Annotated in this window: 18 protein-coding genes; 7 read left to right on the top strand and 11 right to left on the bottom strand. The window is 60.6% G+C overall.

The features are described 5' to 3' along the window. Window positions 1–167: 167 nt before the first annotated feature. The 3 genes from HMPREF9697_RS18525 to HMPREF9697_RS21285 all read right to left on the bottom strand — a co-directional run bounded on the left by HMPREF9697_RS18525 (window position 168) and on the right by HMPREF9697_RS21285 (window position 2,632). Entirely contained in the window at window positions 168–1,913 is a 1,746-nt protein-coding gene (locus HMPREF9697_RS18525) for a chloride channel protein (protein ID WP_002718786.1), read from the bottom strand. Between the two features lie 243 nt (window positions 1,914–2,156). Further along, on the bottom strand, window positions 2,157–2,462 hold the full coding sequence (locus HMPREF9697_RS18520; protein ID WP_002718785.1) for a TehB family protein: 306 nt from the start codon (window positions 2,460–2,462) through the stop codon (window positions 2,157–2,159). 23 nt (window positions 2,463–2,485) lie between these two features. Beyond that, window positions 2,486–2,632, bottom strand: a complete 147-nt coding sequence (locus HMPREF9697_RS21285) for a hypothetical protein (RefSeq protein WP_002718784.1) — start codon at window positions 2,630–2,632, stop codon at window positions 2,486–2,488. 182 nt (window positions 2,633–2,814) lie between these two features. Here HMPREF9697_RS21285 and HMPREF9697_RS18515 point away from each other — a divergent pair, with 182 nt between their 5' ends. Continuing rightward, window positions 2,815–3,267 carry an Rrf2 family transcriptional regulator gene (locus tag HMPREF9697_RS18515; RefSeq protein WP_002718783.1) on the top strand — a complete coding sequence of 151 codons (453 nt, stop codon included), beginning with the start codon at window positions 2,815–2,817 and terminating at the stop codon, window positions 3,265–3,267. Window positions 3,268–3,274: 7 nt separating this feature from the next. Here HMPREF9697_RS18515 and HMPREF9697_RS21110 read toward each other — a convergent pair whose 3' ends face one another. Then, window positions 3,275–3,439: a hypothetical protein gene (locus HMPREF9697_RS21110; RefSeq protein WP_157223257.1), complete on the bottom strand. Its 165-nt coding sequence runs from the start codon at window positions 3,437–3,439 to the stop codon at window positions 3,275–3,277. A 31-nt stretch (window positions 3,440–3,470) separates the two neighbouring features. Next, window positions 3,471–3,860 (bottom strand): DUF4345 domain-containing protein, encoded by a 390-nt coding sequence (locus HMPREF9697_RS18510; protein ID WP_002718781.1) that lies wholly within the window; start codon window positions 3,858–3,860, stop codon window positions 3,471–3,473. A gap of 174 nt (window positions 3,861–4,034) precedes the next feature. Here HMPREF9697_RS18510 and HMPREF9697_RS18505 point away from each other — a divergent pair, with 174 nt between their 5' ends. The 4 genes from HMPREF9697_RS18505 (at window position 4,035) to HMPREF9697_RS18490 (ending at window position 6,927) form a co-directional block, all read left to right on the top strand. Continuing rightward, window positions 4,035–5,144, top strand: coding sequence for an ATP-dependent DNA helicase (locus HMPREF9697_RS18505; RefSeq protein WP_002718780.1), 1,110 nt, complete (start codon window positions 4,035–4,037; stop codon window positions 5,142–5,144). A 107-nt stretch (window positions 5,145–5,251) separates the two neighbouring features. After that, on the top strand, window positions 5,252–5,974 hold the full coding sequence (gene msrA, locus HMPREF9697_RS18500; protein ID WP_002718779.1) for a peptide-methionine (S)-S-oxide reductase MsrA: 723 nt from the start codon (window positions 5,252–5,254) through the stop codon (window positions 5,972–5,974). An 11-nt stretch (window positions 5,975–5,985) separates the two neighbouring features. Then, on the top strand, window positions 5,986–6,396 hold the full coding sequence (msrB, locus tag HMPREF9697_RS18495; protein WP_002718778.1) for a peptide-methionine (R)-S-oxide reductase MsrB: 411 nt from the start codon (window positions 5,986–5,988) through the stop codon (window positions 6,394–6,396). Window positions 6,397–6,636: 240 nt separating this feature from the next. Continuing rightward, a complete protein-coding gene (locus HMPREF9697_RS18490) occupies window positions 6,637–6,927 on the top strand; it encodes a hypothetical protein (RefSeq protein ID WP_002718777.1) in 291 nt (96 codons plus the stop codon). Window positions 6,928–6,957: 30 nt separating this feature from the next. Here the strand turns inward: HMPREF9697_RS18490 and HMPREF9697_RS18485 are convergent, their stop codons facing one another. From HMPREF9697_RS18485 to HMPREF9697_RS18470, 4 genes are all read right to left on the bottom strand, one after another. Continuing rightward, complete coding sequence (locus HMPREF9697_RS18485) at window positions 6,958–7,515, bottom strand: DUF4112 domain-containing protein (RefSeq protein ID WP_002718776.1); 558 nt, start codon at window positions 7,513–7,515, stop codon at window positions 6,958–6,960. A gap of 154 nt (window positions 7,516–7,669) precedes the next feature. Beyond that, the gene (locus HMPREF9697_RS18480) at window positions 7,670–7,924 is read right to left on the bottom strand and encodes a DUF2171 domain-containing protein (RefSeq protein WP_002718775.1); all 255 of its coding nucleotides are present in this window, start codon (window positions 7,922–7,924) and stop codon (window positions 7,670–7,672) included. A gap of 80 nt (window positions 7,925–8,004) precedes the next feature. Then, window positions 8,005–9,192, bottom strand: a complete 1,188-nt coding sequence (locus tag HMPREF9697_RS18475; protein ID WP_002718774.1) for a GGDEF domain-containing protein — start codon at window positions 9,190–9,192, stop codon at window positions 8,005–8,007. A 241-nt stretch (window positions 9,193–9,433) separates the two neighbouring features. Further along, a complete protein-coding gene (locus tag HMPREF9697_RS18470; RefSeq protein WP_002718773.1) occupies window positions 9,434–10,273 on the bottom strand; it encodes a lytic murein transglycosylase in 840 nt (279 codons plus the stop codon). A gap of 659 nt (window positions 10,274–10,932) precedes the next feature. On the opposite strand from HMPREF9697_RS18470, the gene HMPREF9697_RS18465 reads away from it, so the two are divergent. Beyond that, a complete protein-coding gene (locus tag HMPREF9697_RS18465) occupies window positions 10,933–11,808 on the top strand; it encodes an outer membrane protein (RefSeq protein WP_347329647.1) in 876 nt (291 codons plus the stop codon). 303 nt (window positions 11,809–12,111) lie between these two features. Continuing rightward, entirely contained in the window at window positions 12,112–12,351 is a 240-nt protein-coding gene (locus HMPREF9697_RS18460) for a hypothetical protein (protein ID WP_040308030.1), read from the top strand. 83 nt (window positions 12,352–12,434) lie between these two features. Here HMPREF9697_RS18460 and rpoD read toward each other — a convergent pair whose 3' ends face one another. After that, window positions 12,435–14,564 (bottom strand): RNA polymerase sigma factor RpoD, encoded by a 2,130-nt coding sequence (rpoD, locus tag HMPREF9697_RS18455; RefSeq protein ID WP_002718770.1) that lies wholly within the window; start codon window positions 14,562–14,564, stop codon window positions 12,435–12,437. 286 nt (window positions 14,565–14,850) lie between these two features. After that, the gene (gene dnaG / locus HMPREF9697_RS18450) at window positions 14,851–16,845 is read right to left on the bottom strand and encodes a DNA primase (RefSeq protein ID WP_002718769.1); all 1,995 of its coding nucleotides are present in this window, start codon (window positions 16,843–16,845) and stop codon (window positions 14,851–14,853) included. Window positions 16,846–16,949: the final 104 nt, after the last annotated feature.

The following is a 16,949-nucleotide window of genomic DNA, read 5'->3' as shown; positions in this document are numbered from 1 at the left end:
ACTTCGCATTGCACAAAGCAAGATGCTGATGACTTCAACAGCCACCGGCATTTTCTTTTTTGACAATGATTGCGCAGGTTTAGTGCCGCAGCGACGCGACCTTCCCGCGTTCCGCGCGCACAAAAAATCAAATCGAAAACACGCTGAGGCGATCCGTAAGCAAGCTCTTACTGAAAGACCTCTTCGGTCGCGCGATTGATTTCGTCGACGTATCGCTTGCGCGCAAACGCTTCTGTCAGGAAGCCGAGAACTTCGTGCGTGGTCTCATCCGTGACCGCCAGGATTTCAGATTCGGCCTTGTCGAAGCAGGCCATCGCAACCTTGACGTTCATCGATGGTGTCAACGTCATCTCGAGATATTTTGCGAGCGTAGAGACCTCACGTGTATCCGCGCCAATGTCGTAGTCGCTCGAGAACAAATCCGCCAGCAGTACGGTTCCTGCATAATGTCGATCTTCGTCGAGCAGGAAGATGGCGTGGGTCGAGCCTAGCGGATGCAGATGGCGACAAACGTCGACCGTCGCCTGGCGCGGCTCGGTTTTCACATCCGTGCGCATCAGACGCGACACGGTGAGGCTTCGCAGCCAGCCGACATCGTGCGCGCCCCGGATCGTTTCGCCACGCAGATGCAATCGCCATGTCGAGAACGAGTGCCCGAAAAACTGGCGCACCATCATGCTCGTGACGAGACATGACGCCAGCACACCTGCCGTAATCTCAAGGCTGTGCGTCATCTCCAGCACAAGGAAGGACATCGTGAGCGGGCCGCCGACGATCGCAACGCCAAGGCAAGCCATTGCCGTCAGAGCGCTGACGTTCGGATCGACATGAAACGCCAGCTCCGGAATGTATAAGTGAAGGACCGTCGCAAACAGCTTGCCGATCAGAGAACCGATAAACAGCGATGCAAAAAACAACCCGCCCCGGAATCCCGACGCCAGAGAGATCAGACAGGCTGCAAGCTTGAGAACGATCAACAGGGCGATGTGGCTGGGAAGCATGTCACGCGACAAGTCCAGAACCATCGCGCCATGCCCGGCACCAAGCACCTGGGGCGTGACTGCCGCCATGGCCGCAATACACATCGCGCCAATCATCGGGCGGAGCCAGACCGGCAGCAACTTGTGCCCGAAGACACGTTCCACCAGCGGCGCTGCCCGCATGACAAGAATGCCAATGCCGCTGACGAGGATGGCCAGAACGAGCATCAGGCCGTATTGGCGCAGATCACTCATCACCAGATCCGGAACATTCAAAGAATAGGTGTTGGTGCCGAGCCATCGCACCACCAGCGTTCCCGAGATTGCCGCCGCCAGAATGGGTGCCGCGCTCGCAGCTGTATAAGTGCCGACGATCAACTCGCAGGCATAAAAAGCACCCGTGAGCGGAGCATCGAACGCTGCAGCAATGGCCGCGGCGGCACCCGCTCCGACGATGATGCGCAAATCGTTACGGCGAAGATTTAAAAAGCGGCCTCCAAGGGACGACAATCCGGCGCCGATCTGGGTATAGCCTGCCTCCAGTCCCACAGAGGCGCCGGACCCATTTGAAATCAGGGTCTGCAAACTAACGATGAGACTGTCGCGCAGGGACAGTCTACCGCCACGCAACGCATTGGCCTCCACCGGATCGACGGCGGCCGATATCTTTCTGCGGCGCCGGTACCACTCCATGAGTCCCAATATGAATCCGCCGACTACAAGCGAGGCAGCCGCGACCCACGGATTGATGACGTCATTAGCACTCAGCCGGACGTCGATCCGGATTCCATAAATCAGCACATGAGCAAGCTGCGCGAGCTCGCTCATGAGCGTCACGACAAACCCGGTTCCGATGCCAAGAACAACCGCCAAGAAGACGAGGAAAAACTCGTTTGTCCGCACCCTCGCCCGCAGCCAAGCTCTCAGCGACATCCGAGCACACTCATCAATGACAGCCTCGGCAGGCCGATCGCCATGCCTCGGTCTGCGGGCTATTTGTCAGGATCGATTGCGCTTCGGAAAACGAGAGGCCATCGACCCGGAGGACACGATGGAATAGCTATTTCCGACTAAGTCCGGCGTGTCCAATGGAATCGCAGGCTCGCTCGCGGGAACGCGGCAAGTTGACGACAAATTCAGCAAGCTATGACTTGCTCGGCCAGCAACCGTTGAAGATTAGGATTTGGCCGCGTCTATGTGGCGATAGAACTCGACAAACATCCGGCCCGGCTCAACGAACCGGACACGGTGGGCGACTTCGCTCTCGATCACGACAGTCTCCCCCGCTCGCACCAGTCGCTCATCCTGATGCGGCGGTTCCAGCTTATAGAGTAGCGCCCCCTCCAGCACGTGAAGCAGCCCCCAAGTCCCTGCCTTCGTGGCATGGCCCGCCTGCAGCTTGGGTGGCAGGCCTTCAGAGTTGAACTCCGGCGAACGTCCATAAGCTGCGAATCCATCCGGCAGCCGATCAGGAATGGGCATGATGTCTTTTCTCCAAACGCGTCTCAGGACATCGCCGCGACGACCAGCATCCCGATCACAATCAGGATCAAACCGCTGATCAGCATTGGCAGAAGCGAACTGCCGCCCTCAGGGTCATGTCCGCCGTCTGTTGCGAGCTTCTTGTATGTTCCAATTGCAGATTTAGGCATCGGAGACACCCTTTCTGAGAAACTAGCGACGCCGGTATCATTCTCCGACATCGCCCCAATAAAGATATATACAAAATACCTGTTTTATTCAACCCCCGCCCCGATTTCCCGAATATTAGAATACTTAGGATGCATCTTTATACCGAATGTGATAAAGTGATGGTCTTCTAGGGATCCTGTTCATGCGACTGACAAACTTTTCAGACTATGCGTTGCGCATTCTGATGTATGCGGCAGTCGTTCAGGATGGTCGCCTCATTACCATCGAGGAGACCGCGGAGGCTTATGGAATTTCCAGAGCCCATCTGATGAAGGTCGCCAACCAGTTGACCCGCGCCGGCTATCTGAAAGCCGTTCGCGGCCGGTCCGGCGGTCTCACACTCGCCAAGCGTCCCGATCGTATACGTCTCAGCGATGTCCTGCGAGCAACCGAACCGGATTTCGCGCTGGTTGAGTGCATGACGACCGATAATCATTGCGTGATCTCGCCGCGCTGCCGGCTGCGAGGCGCGCTCAACGAGGCATTGACCGCCTTCCTCGAGACACTCGACGGCTATACCCTCGCCGACCTCATTGTCTCTCCGAAAGACTCCACGACCCGGCCGCTCTTCGCTCTTGGGGCGCGCAGGGCCTGAGGCCGTATCAAGCCCGCGAAGGCCGGTCTGTTCGCTCGAAGATAACGCCCGGTTCGTCGTCGGCGCCGCCGGTCAGGTGGCGGTAGAGCTGTAGCGCAAAGATGACAGCGACAGCGGCGATCACAATCGCCGCAACACCGAGCGCAATTCGCTTCGCCATCAGCAGCGCCACTCCCCGAATCCTGATCGCGAGAGGACGAATCTCATGATGGACTCGCGGCTTTGTGCGCGATGTGCCGTTGGCCGAGCCACAACAGCGGAACGAAAATCAACTCCATGAACAGCATGAATAACGTCCCCACCGTCGGCGTCGGCCGGATACTGAATGTATAGAGGTGCGCGAGGCCGCCAATGAAAATCAGAAACGACAACGTGCCGATCCGCTCGCGATGAGTTTCGACATGAGGAATCGTCATCGCGAACATCAAGCCCATCGCGGCCGTCATCGCCGAGAGATAGCGGAAATAGCTATCAACCAACCCACCGTTACGGCCATGGATCAGATCTACACCGAGCATCGCTCCCGCAGTGCCCGCGCCGATCAGTACAATTGCCACGACCCCGATCGCGATCTGCAAAATGATTCGTTCCATTGTCGCGCATCCATGCTGTCACAGAGAGGCCGGTATTTCGGCGGAGATTATATGTGCTCCGGGTACCCCGCGGGTGACAGTTTGTCGTGATATCCCGCCTCAAAATGCGCCATGCGAGCGCTGCCATTCCCGGGTGACTATACCGCGCGACCAAGTGTCTCTATATCGGTCCCCATGCCCACTTTTACTCCCCATCAGGACCACGCGCTGTCCGCTGTCAGCGCCTGGCTCAAGGCGAAGCCCGGCCGAGGCGATACCCCACAAGTGTTCCGCCTGTTCGGCTATGCCGGTACCGGCAAGACCACCCTCGCGCGCCATATCGCCGACGCCGTCAACGGCGAGGTTAAGTTCGCCGCCTTCACCGGCAAGGCTGCGCTGGTGATGCGCAACAAGGGCTGCGATAACGCATCGACGATCCATTCGCTGATCTATCGGACCCGCGAGACGGGCGACGAACAGCCGAGCTTTGAACTGTGGGACGATGCGCCCGCCTCGAAAGCAAAGCTCATCGTCATCGACGAATGCTCGATGGTCGATGCCGACCTCGGTCGCGACCTGATGTCGTTCGACTGTCCTTTGTTAGTGCTCGGCGATCCCGCGCAATTGCCACCGATCGCGGGCGGCGGTTTCTTCACCGAAGCCGAGCCGGACGCCATGCTGACCGAAGTGCATCGTCAGGCGCAAAACGATCCGATCGTGCGCATGTCGATGGCGGTGCGTGAAGGCCGCACGCTGGAAACGGGCCAGTTCGGCGATAGCGAAGTGGTGAGCCGCAACGCGCTTGATCCCGACCGTGTCATGGCTGCGGACCAGATTCTGGTCGGCCGCAACAACACCCGCCGCGCCTACAACATGCGCGTGCGGCAGAAGAACGGAATCGAGGATGCACTGCCGGTTGCCGGCGACAAGCTCGTTTGTCTGCGCAACAATCGCAAAAAGGCACTTTTTAACGGCGGCCTGTGGCGCGTAAAGGCTCGCGCGCAATCGAAGTCCAAAATCATCACCATGCGCCTGTCGCCAGAGGAGGATTTCGGCGCCAAGGTCACCAAGGTGTCGGTCCGCGCCGATTGCTTCAACGGCGGAATCGAGGATTTGCCATGGGATCAGCGCAAGCCCTACGACGAATTCGACTACGGCTACGTGCTCACCGTTCACAAATCGCAGGGATCGCAATGGGATGACGTCGTACTGTTCGACGAGAGCTTCGCATTTCAGGACAGCCGTGCGCGCTGGCTCTATACCGGCATCACCCGTGCCGCGAAGCGGTTAAGCGTCGTGGTTTAATGTTCCCGGCATGACGATTCTGCCCGCGGCCGCGTAACAATGGGTGCGGAAGCGCGTATCATCGTAAGGGCCTGATCGCTCTCATCCGCAATCGAAGGACGCTCCCTATGAAGCATTCCTCCCGTCGTACCGCTTTCGCTGCGCTCGGCGCAGTGGCACTCGCCGCATTCGCAGGCGCATCATTCAGCGCGTCGGCCGAGCCCTTCACGATTCCGCCGCCGAAAACCGATGCAGCGGCAACTGCCATGACCTCGGGCGAACCGAAATCAATCGTTCTCGCAGGCGGCTGCTTCTGGGGTGTGCAGGGCGTCTACCAGCACACCAAAGGCGTCATTCAGGCTGTCTCCGGCTACGCAGGCGGCTCGGCGGACAGTGCCCGGTACGACACCGTCTCAACCGGTTCGACCGGCCACGCCGAGTCCGTGAAGATCACTTACGATCCCAAGCAGATCAGCCTCGGCAAGATTCTGCAGATCTATTTCTCCGTGGTACACGATCCGACCCAGCTCAACCGTCAGGGGCCGGACAGCGGCACACAGTATCGCTCGGCGATTTTCACCTCGCAGCCTGAGGAGCAGAAAATCGCAAAGGACTACATCGCCGAACTCGATGCGGCGAAGGTCTACAAAAAGCCCATCGTCACCCGGATCGAACCGATGAACGGCTTCTATCAGGCCGAAAATTATCATCAGGACTATCTAACGCTGCATCCCTATCAACCTTACATTGCGTTCAACGACATCCCGAAGGTCGATAATCTGAAAAAACTGTTCGCCGCCGATTATCGCGACAAGCCGGTGCTGGTCCGCGACACGAAGGCGACCAATTAAATGAGGAACGCATGACAGCCAAAACCCAGAACGGACACGTCGAAAAATCGGAGCAGGAATGGCGCGACGAACTCACGCCGATACAGTACGCGGTGCTGCGCGAGAAGGCGACCGAGCGTCCCTTCACCGGCGAATACGATCTTTCGTTCGATCCCGGCACCTATGTGTGCGCCGGTTGCGGTCAACCGTTGTTTTCGTCTGACGACAAGTTCGATTCCGGCTGCGGCTGGCCTGCCTTCAGCGCACCGGTGGGGGCCGAAAGCCTCGACGAGGAGCACGACACGAGCCATGGCATGATCCGGACCGAAGTGCTCTGCTCCCGCTGCAGTGGTCATCTTGGCCATGTCTTCGACGACGGGCCGGGGCCAACGGGCCTGCGCTATTGCATCAATTCGGCGGCGCTGAAACTCGAACCGAAGTAAGCGATCGCGCATATTTGCCCCTTATCGGGGTTCCAAACCTACTAAGTGATTGATTCAAAGGCCTCCGCGCATTCGAACCGCGCGGAGGCTTCGTTCATCATGCTACGAATCGGAGGTCGCATTCTGGGCGGAAAGAGCCTATATTAGGGGTCAATGAAAAAGCGCGGCGCGTATCGCTTCAGCGTGGCAGCCGCGGCAAATGGCTAGCAACCCAACTTGAATGATGAGAGGCCGAAAACGATGGCGGCATTCAACTACAATACCGAAGCCGAACTTTTTCCCGCAGCAATCCGGAAGAAGAAGCGTGCAGGCTTCGCCTATCGCCGGTTCGGCACCGCGGCCGAGGCCGTGCAATTCGCAATCGAACAACTGCCTGCGGATTCGCTGAACGGCGCCTATCTGCAGGTGGACGAAGCCCGCTTCGATCAGAACGGCATTCGCTCGCTCTATGAGAGCAGCGCCTTCCCGCTGCCGCGCCGACGCGACCAGGAAGAAGAAAAGGCCGAAGCGGAAGCGACCGACGCGGCCTGAGGCCTCAGCTCACTTTCAATCCTTCGACGCTCAATCCATCCGCGGCTGCTTGTCCATCCAGCGCCGCAGGATGCGGATGTTGCGCATGTTAGCGCGGAACATGACGTCGAACGCATCGCCGACGAACGGCACGATGCCGACGACACCATCGAGCGCCACATTGCCGAGCATTCGCGCGACGACATGGGCCGGCGCACCGAGCGCCCGCGCCTCGCGCACCAGCCAGAGCGACATCGCAGTCGTCAAAAGATCGCCAACGATGGGAATGAGGCCGATCAACCCGTCGATGCCGTAGCGCACATTGGTCCCCGGCAGGACGAAGGCGACATCCATCAGTCGCGCCAGCGCCTCAATGCGCGCAAAGCGCTGCTCGCGGGTGAGCGGGCCGAACCCGATATTCCCAAAAACCGTGCCGTTAAAAGCGGTGCCGCTGAACGCCGTGCCGGACGAGCCAGCACCGAACTGCCCGCCACCGAAACGACCACCGCTATGAACCTCGTTGCCGTCCTGATCGATGATCGGCGGCGGCTTGCGGTGGCGAGGCGCGCTTTGGGGGTGGGTGAAAAAAGTATCTGACTTCGCTGTCACAATCCTAGTCCCGTAATTCTACTTGGCCCCGCTCTTTTCGATCAAACACCTTCCACACCGGCAGGCGCAAATTATGGCGGAAGATAACCCACAACAGAAATGGCCCGCGCCGAAGCGACGCGGGATCCGATCAATATCGCGAGTGTGAATGAGTTCAGACCGCCTTGCGGCCGCCCTCTTCCTCGAGCGTCACGGCGACGGCGGCATTGGCCGACAGCCGAACCTTCTTGCCTTCGACATCCGCCACCAAGCCCAGATCGATGTAATGATGGTGGCCTTTGTGGCTCCCCATACCGCTATCGGCCTTGGTTAGCTTGATGCGGCCGTCTTCGACGCGGTCGACGGTGCCGACATGCACGCCGTCGGCGCCGATCACTTCCATGTGTTCCTTGATACGCGGATCGCTCATCGTCAAACCCTCGGGGTTGGAATCCCACGACAACGCGCAATCGGCAATTATGTTCACGCGGGCTTTTGCGCGGATAACACCTATGCGCTTTGACGCATCCAGGCTTCGGTTTCGGATGACAGAGCTGAAACCGTATAGCGGCTCCGCCCATCGCGCTTCGCTGCATAGAGCGCTTCGTCCGCCGCACCGATCAATCGACTGAAATCATGACCGATCTCCGGCCGCCATTGGGCCACACCGATCGACGCCGACAACCTGACCGTCGTCCCATTCCAGAAGACCTGCGCCGAGGCGCACAGATCGAGCACATCGCGCGCGACACACGACGCTTCGTGCGAAGCGGTCGCAGGCAGCACGGCGCAAAATTCGTCACCACCCAGACGCGCCAGCAGATCGCCGGTACGAAGTCGTTGCTGGATCATGCGGGTGAATTGCCGCAGGCATTCGTCGCCTGCCCCATGACCGTGACTGTCGTTGATTTCCTTGAAGCCATCGAGATCGATCAGCAGCACCGAAAACGGCTGCATCGCGCGATCCGACCGCGCGCACTCCTCGGCAAGAGACGTCAGCAGCCGGCGGCGATTGGCGACGCCCGTGAGATCGTCGATCAGCGCGAGATCGGCGACCTCAGCGCGGAGCCGATCAACAGCCATCAGCAGGAAGCCAAAATTCCATACGATCGACAGGAACACCAGTACCAGAACGATGATCGACTGGAGCGGCGAGAAGTGGATCATATAAATATTGTCCGGTGGCTGGGACAATCGCAGGGCGCAACGCGCGATCACGACCGCAGAGAGGATGATACCGACCACGCCGGCAAACCGTGCGCCTGGATGGCGCGCGCCATGCCGCCAGACCAGCATGACCGAGATCGCGATCGAAAGCGCCTGGCCGAGTGAGTAGATGATGATCCGCATCGGCGAATTGGCGTGCCAGACGAAGAACGCGATGCCGAACGCACAAAGGCCGACAAGCGCGACATGTGTCCGCCACGAGACCGGCAGACCGTAGAACCGCTCGACGCCCATCGCGACGAAGCACGTCGAGGCGATCATCATCACGGCGCCGAGATAGAGCGGCGCAACGGGATCGACATACATCCGCAGCACGGACAACGCCGCGCCGGCGGAGGCGACGAGCGCTCCGGCGGCCCAGAACCGCGCCGCCTCGAAATTTGGATAGGAGCGCGCGACGTAGGTCCACACCACGCCGAGCGCGATAAAGTTGACGACGAACACGAGCCAGAGCGTGACGACGTTCAGCACGCGCAACCTCCGAAGCTGTCGCGCGTCCGCGTCTTGTCGCGCGGATCATGCCGTGGGTGTCCTGCCTGACGCATATTCCCTGCCCCCGTGCGGGTGTTCCGCCGGTTTCTTTCGGGGAACATGCGCTGTGGGAACTTAACGGACCCTCACTGTTCCATAGCACCTTTTGGCGTGGTTTTGAATTAATGAAGATACGAGCCGCGTTCGCGCCTCGTTAACCCTGCAGAAGCGGCGCTGCTTCCTACGGCCCGGCCAGCTTGTCGGCGAAATAGGCGATCGTCTTGCGATAGATCACCGCCCTGTTCCACTCGCGCATGGCGTCGAAATTGGCGCTGCCCTCGTGATAGTCGGCGCCCGCCTTGAAGCCCGAGGTGTGCAGAAGGTTCGCGGTGGAGGCGAGCACGTCCGGCACACTGTGGCGCAGGTCGACGTGGCCGTTGCCGTCGAAATCGACGCCGTACTTAATGTAGCTCGACGGCAGGAACTGCGTCTGCCCGATCTCGCCCGCGAACGCGCCGACGAGATCGTCGAGCCGCAGATCGCCGCGCTGCACGATCTTCAGCGCCGCGAGCAGTTCGCCCTGAAACAGCTCGGAGCGGCGGCAATCATGCGCGAGCGTCGCGAGCGTCTTGATCACCGGCCGCTTGCCCATGTCGCCCTTGCCGAAATCCGTTTCCAGACCCCAGATCGCGACGATGATCTGCGGCGGCACGCCGAAGCGCTGCTCGATGCGCGACAGCAGCGAGGCGTTCTTCTGCATCATGAAGCGGCCGGTCTTGATACGGCCGGGTCCGACGCGGGTCGAGACATACTGTTCGAAGGTCTTGTTGAAGGTGTAGCGCTGGCGGCGGTCGAACTGCAGCACGGCCTGATCGAGCGTCACGCCCGCAAACGCCTGGCTGACGACGTTCGGCGAAATGCCCGCGGCCACGGCCTCGCGCGAGAAGCTCGAGATGAAGGCGTTGAAATCGCCGCCGCATTGCGCGGCGGACGCGGACGACACTGAGCCCACGCCGAAAAGGCCGAGCGACAGCGCCAGAAGAGACAATTTGCGAGAAAATGTACGGGACAAAGTGCGCATGAAAACCTCTTTGGCTGCCGGGACAGGCGGGCGGGAAATTTCGGATGTCTTTATAGCATGGCGAATCGGGGCGGGAGGATGACGTAATCTGTGCGGAGCCTGCCCCATCCGTGCCCGAAAAGGGTAGCGATGCGCGGGGTGCGCGACATCGGCCCTGTTCTTGTGACGGCGCGGGCGCGCCCGAAGCTCTAACCGTTTCCCCTCAAAACCGAGGGCGCACGGAACGCCGGATGCGTGACGCATCCGCAGCCTCATGCGCGATGAAAACAAGCGCACGAGTAAGTCCACCACGAAAGCGCCGAACACACCCGGCGTTCCGCACGCGGTGGGGTCATGGCTTGCTTTGCATCACCCCCGGTGTCCAGTGCTGGCACCACCGTAAGTCGAAGGCGCGGGCTGCCGCGCCAGGATCATGCAACTTGGGCCATCCGGACGCAGCGATGCCGTCAGACGCCTCACGTCCGCACCATCAGCCGATTTGCGCCGGCCTCACGATGCGGTCGATCGGCGACAATCGAACGCTGCGGCGCGAACCACCGCATCCCGCCCCGCGACAAGTGACGATCGCGAGCCGCCCCTCGGGAGTGAGACGGGATGTATAGGAATATAAACCTAAATCCAGAAAGGTCAAGCGCCTTCCGAAAAAGCAGAAAATCAGAGTGAACCGCGAAGATCACCGTCTTCCTTCGCCGAGCCCCCTTGATGCCAGCGAGCGGCAGACATCTGGACCGGTGCAGCGTGCTTTAAAAGCATCACTCCGTGATTCTCTTTACGCAGTGGTTGTGACGGTCCCCCTAAAGGTGAAAGCTAGATTTATTGAATTGATGGGGCTTTCTATGAAAAAGTTATTTTTGAGCTCTGTTGCGTTATGCGCGATGGTTTCGATGGCTTCCGCTGCCGACCTTGCTGCGCGGCCTTACACAAAGGCCCCAATTGTCGCCCCGATCTATAACTGGAGCGGCTTCTACGTTGGCGCTAACGGCGGTTTTGGTTCTTCGCATAGCTGCTGGGATTATCAGGGCGACCCCGGTGGATGCCACAACGCCACCGGCGGCACGGTGGGCGGCCAACTCGGCTACCGCTGGCAGTCTTCGAACTGGGTCTTTGGTCTCGAAGCTCAGGGCAACTGGGCCAATTTCAAGGGTAGCAGCATTGATCTGAGCTACCCTGACTACAACGACAAAACTCACATCGATTCGTTTGGTCTTTTCACCGGTCAGGTCGGCTATGCTTGGGACAATGTGCTGCTCTACGCTAAGGGCGGCGCGGCAGTGGTCGGCTTCAAATACAGCAACCCCCAGATATCACCTCCGAGAGATTATAATGGCAGTGTAACCCGTTGGGGTGGCGCGGTTGGCGTCGGTCTCGAATATGGCTTTGCCCGCAACTGGTCGGTTGGGGTCGAATGGAATCATATCTTCCTGGGCAAGAAGAACGTCACCGTTGTTAATCCTGCTGATGCTACAGACAATTTCGTTGAGCACATTGGTGAGAACATCGACATGGGGCTGGTCCGCGTGAATTATAGGTTCTAGTCGCGACGACCGCATCGCAAGATGAATTCAGACAACCAAGCTCGGCTTCGCGCCGGGCTTTTTGTTTTTCGAGTTATTGTTGCAGGGCCTCGCTCGTAGGCACCGGCGCGACGCCGAAAACGAGCAACGAACTTTACGTCTTCGCTTTGCGTATAGACGGTGGGGTCGTGCTGTTGTCACATCCCCACCTTTGGTCCAAAGACTCGCTCCCGCCAAGCGTGGTACGATTCACGCCGTACTGGGGGGGCTCATATGAAATCGTCATCGCGAATTTTGTTGCTATGCAGCGCATTGATACTGGGGGTGTCGTCCACCAGCATCGGCTTCGCGCAATCCATCAACGACAGCGCCAAGGCACGGCGCGATCAACTGACCACGCAGGAACGCGCAGGCACCGCACGCCGGCAAAATGCTGATCAGCAGGCGCTGGAGAAAGCCCAGCACCGCGCCCGCAAGGTCAAGACCTGCAAGGCACAGGCCAAGCAGCGCAAGCTGCACTTGCTGGAGCGCAGACGTTTCGTCAAAAAATGCGCGGCAGGCTAGCCGCACGGATTTACAATTACTCACAAATCAAAACGGCGGACCTTTCGGCCCGCCGTTTTTTGTTTGTCACATGATGTATGCGCTTAGTTATCCAGGAAGCTCCGCAGCTTCCTTGACCGGCTCGGGTGCTTGAGCTTGCGCAGCGCCTTCGCCTCGATCTGACGGATACGTTCGCGCGTGACCGAGAACTGCTGGCCGACTTCTTCCAGCGTGTGGTCGGTGTTCATGCCGATGCCGAAGCGCATGCGCAGCACGCGCTCCTCGCGCGGCGTGAGCGAAGCCAGCACGCGCGTCGTGGTCTCGCGCAGGTTCGACTGGATCGCCGCATCGATGGGCAGGATCGCGTTCTTGTCCTCGATGAAATCGCCGAGGTGCGAATCTTCCTCGTCGCCCACCGGGGTCTCGAGCGACAGCGGCTCCTTGGCGATCTTGAGAACCTTGCGCACCTTCTCCAGCGGCATGCCGAGCTTTTCGGCGAGCTCTTCCGGCGTCGGCTCGCGGCCGATCTCGTTCAGCATCTGACGCGAGGTGCGCACGATCTTGTTGATCGTCTCGATCATATGCACCGGAATGCGGATGGTGCGCGCCTGGTCGGCGATCGAGCGGGTGATGGCCTGACGAATCCACCACGTCGCGTAAGTCGAGAACTTGTAGCCGCGGCGATACTCGAACTTGTCCACCGCCTTCATCAGGCCGATGTTGCCTTCCTGAATGAGGTCGAGGAATTGCAGGCCACGGTTGGTGTATTTCTTGGCGATGGAGATGACGAGGCGGAGGTTCGCCTCCACCATTTCCTTCTTCGCCTGCCGCGCCTCGCGCTCGCCCTTCTGCACGCCGAGCACGATCTTGCGGAATTCGCCGATCTCGAGGCCGGTCAATGCTGCGAGTTGCTGGATCTCGTGGCGCAGGTCCTTGATCTTGTCCTTCTCGTGCGCGACGAAATTCTTCCAGCCCTTGGCGGCGAGCTTCGACACACGATTGAGCCAGCGCGGATCGAGCTCCGAGCCGACGTAGTTCTTGAGGAAGTCTTCCCGGCCGACGCCGTGTGAATCGCCGAGACGGAACAGGCGGCCTTCGTACGAAACGAGGCGCTTGTTGATGTCGTAAAGCTGCTCGACGAGGGAATCGATGCGGGCCTGATTGAGGCGCAGCGACTTCACCTCGACGATGATCTCGTCCTTCAGCTTCTTGTACTTGCGTTCCTGCGACGGCGAGAGCGACTCGCTCTGCAGCTGGTTGGCGATGTCCTGCTCCTGCAGGCGGCGCAGCTTCTTGTACTCGGATGCGATCTTGTCGAAGGTCTCGACCACGCGCGGCTTCAGCTCGGCCTCGATCGCGGCGAGCGACATCTGGTTCTCGAACTCATCGTCCTCGTCGCCGTCATTGTCGGACGCGGCGGCATCGTCGCCGGCGGCGGGCGCCGGGCGGAACGGGGTCGCGGCCTGCGGCGCGGTCTGCGCGGGGGCTGCCTGCTGCTGACCGATCACCTGCACGGTGCCGTCGCCGTTGACGACGGCCGCGGTCGGCTGGCCGTCGGGGCCGGTCGGGCCTGCGATCATCGCAGGGTTCACGCCGTTCTTGCCCTCGGGACCGGCATAGGTCGCTTCAAGATCGATGATGTCGCGAAGGAAGATCTTTCCTTCGTTGAGTTCGTCGCGCCAGATGATGATGGCCTGGAAGGTCAGCGGGCTTTCGCACAGCCCGGCGATCATCGCCTCGCGGCCGGCCTCGATGCGCTTGGCGATGGCGATTTCGCCTTCGCGCGACAGAAGCTCCACCGTGCCCATCTCGCGCAGATACATGCGCACCGGGTCGTCGGTACGTTCGCCCGGCTCGGACTTCTTGGTTTCGGTGACGGCCTTGGAGGTGACCTCGACAAGCTCGTTGTCGGTGTCGTCGTCGGAATCGTCCTTCTCTTCGTCTTCGTCGTTGGCGTCATCGGCCTCGGAGACGTTGATGCCCATGTCCGAGAGCATCGCCATGATGTCCTCGATCTGCTCCGGCGAGGTCTGGTCGGAGGGCAGCACTTCGTTGAGCTGGTCGAAGGTGACGAAGCCGCGTTTCTTCGCCTGCTTGATCATCTTCTTGACGGCGGCGTCGGAGAGGTCGAGCAAAGGCGACGGCGCGTCGGCGGAATCCTTCTCGGGCGTCTCGGCGGCCTTCTGTTCTTTTTCCTTGTCCTTGACTGCTGCCGTCTTCGCCTTGATGGCCATACTTGTCGCTCCTGAAACGCACGCCGCACGCGAGGCTTGCGCCCTGCGCGGAATTCGAATTTGTTGATCGCGCCGGGCGTGAGGCCCGCGCCGATCAGGTCAACGGTCTGACACGGAAAAGGCGGCGCGCACCCTACGCCACCCTTTGACCTGTCCTACGATTCAGCCGCCGTTTTGGCCTACAGGCCGTTAAGCTTCGATTAACCCTGTATTTGCGGGTAAATCCTCGTTTTGGCGAGTCATTTTCGCACAAATCGGAAGCCCGTGCCGCCGAATCCCTGTCCTGTCAGGCGCGGAACCGCCCCGAGGACTCCCCGAAGCCTTCAATCAGCGCCTCGGTCCCGTCCGCCGCCGCAAGCCTCGCTTTGACATCCCGCAACCAGGCGATGTTCGCCTCAGTGTTGTCATGTCCGAGCGCCTGTTCGGCATCCTTCAATTCCCTAAGTAGGGCGTGGGATTGCCGATGCAAGGCAACGAGTTGCTGCCAGGTCGACAAAACATCCTCGCGCGCAGCGCCAGCCTGCGTTCCCCACACATCCTTGGTGGTGAGCGCTTTCTCAACCCTTTGAATTTGCTCTGAATAATTGTTCTTTTCCAGCCACGCGGCGATCCGGTCGCGCTCGGCCTCCGAATCGTCGGTCGTGCCATAATTGGCAAACGCCGCGATAATGCCGGCGCGCAATTTCACAGCATCCGGGTGGGCAAGTTCGAGACCCGCGATCTCCTCGAGATGGTCGTGCAGCAGCCAGGGGTGGTTGACGAGCGACTGCAGGATCAGCGCCTCGCGGCGCGAGAGCGCGCCACGCTGGCCGCGCATCAACGGCGAATTCGCCAGTTGCGGGCTCGCGGCCTGATACGGCCCCCGGCCCAGCGCGGCTGTGGATAGATTGGCCCGGCTGCCCGGCCGCCCGGCGGAACCGGCCCCGAAGCCGCCCCGGCCCGGAAAACGCCGCGGTGATTCGCTCCGGAAGCCACCCCGCGCCCCACCGTAGCCGCCCGGTGCGCTTCCCTCGGGTGCGAACATCCGGCGCAACCGCTCAGCAAAATCCTGCCGGTAGTAGCGCCGCACGGTCTCGTCCTGGATGCCGTTGGTGAGGTTCTGAAGCTGCGCCTCCAGCGCTGCGCGGCGCTCCGGCGTCGCGAACTGTCCGCCCTCGGTCGCGCGCGTCCAGATCATGTCGGCGAGCGGCCGCGCGCCTGCGAACACTTCGTCGATCGCGGCGCGGCCGCCATTGCGCGCGAGATCGTCGGGGTCCTGCCCTTCCGGCATCATCGCGAAACGAAGACTCTTGCCGGGCTTGAGGTGCGGCAGCGCGAGGTCGGCCGCGCGAAACGCCGCGCGTTGGCCCGCGCCGTCGCCGTCGAAACACAACAACGGCTCGTCGGCCATCTTCCACAACAACGTGAGCTGGTTTTCGGTTAGCGCGGTGCCGAGCGGTGCGACCGCGGCGGCGAATCCCGTGCCGACCAGCGCGATGACATCGACATAACCTTCGGCGACGACAACCTGCGAGCCGTCATGCGCAGCCTGCCGCGCCATCGCCTGATTGTAGAGATTGTCGCCCTTGTGGAAGAGCGGCGTCTCCGGCGAGTTCAGATACTTCGCGGGCACATCCTTCTCGAGCGCACGCCCCCCGAACGCGATGATGCGGTTGCGCGCATCGGTGATCGGAAACATCACGCGATCACGGAAGCGATCGTACGGCACCGGAATGTCATCGCCCGCGATCAGCAATCCGGCCTCGATCATGTCCTCGGCACTGACGCCCTGCGAACCAAGATGCTCCTTCAGCGCGAAGCGCTCGCCGGGCGCGTAGCCCATGCGGAACTGCAACTGCGTCGCAGGCGAGATCGAACGGTCCGCGAGATAGCCGCGCGCCTTCGCGCCGGTGCGCGAGGCTAAAGTTTCCGCGAAGAACTTCGCGGCGAGATCCATCACGTCATACAGCGTGCGGCGGCGCTGTTCGTGGCGCGCAGCATCGGGCGTCACCGCAGGCAGCGCCATGCCCGCCATCGAGGCGAGGCGCTCCACCGCCTCGACGAAGCCGACGCCTTCGGTCTCCATCACGAAGTCGAAGATGTTGCCGTGCTTGCCGCTCGAGAAGTCGTGATAAAAACCCTTCTGGTCATTGACCGTGAAGGACGGCGTTTTCTCCTGATGAAAGGGCGACAGCCCTTTCCACTCCTTACCCGCCCGCTTCAACTTCACGCGCTTGCCCACGACTTCCGACACCGGAAGCCGCGCGCGCAGATCGTCGAGAAATTGGGGCGTGAAGCGCATGGATTTGAATGGAGTCCTGTCAGCCGACCATCAATATAGGACGCGGACGGCTTTTCCCAAAACCGGGGGTAAGCCGCTGCCTTTGTCGCCGCTATTCACAGGCA

This window comes from Afipia felis ATCC 53690 (assembly GCF_000314735.2).
GTDB lineage: Bacteria > Pseudomonadota > Alphaproteobacteria > Rhizobiales > Xanthobacteraceae > Afipia > Afipia felis.
Note: the sequence above shows the minus strand (reverse complement) of the source record. Positions and strands in the feature narration are given on the sequence as shown.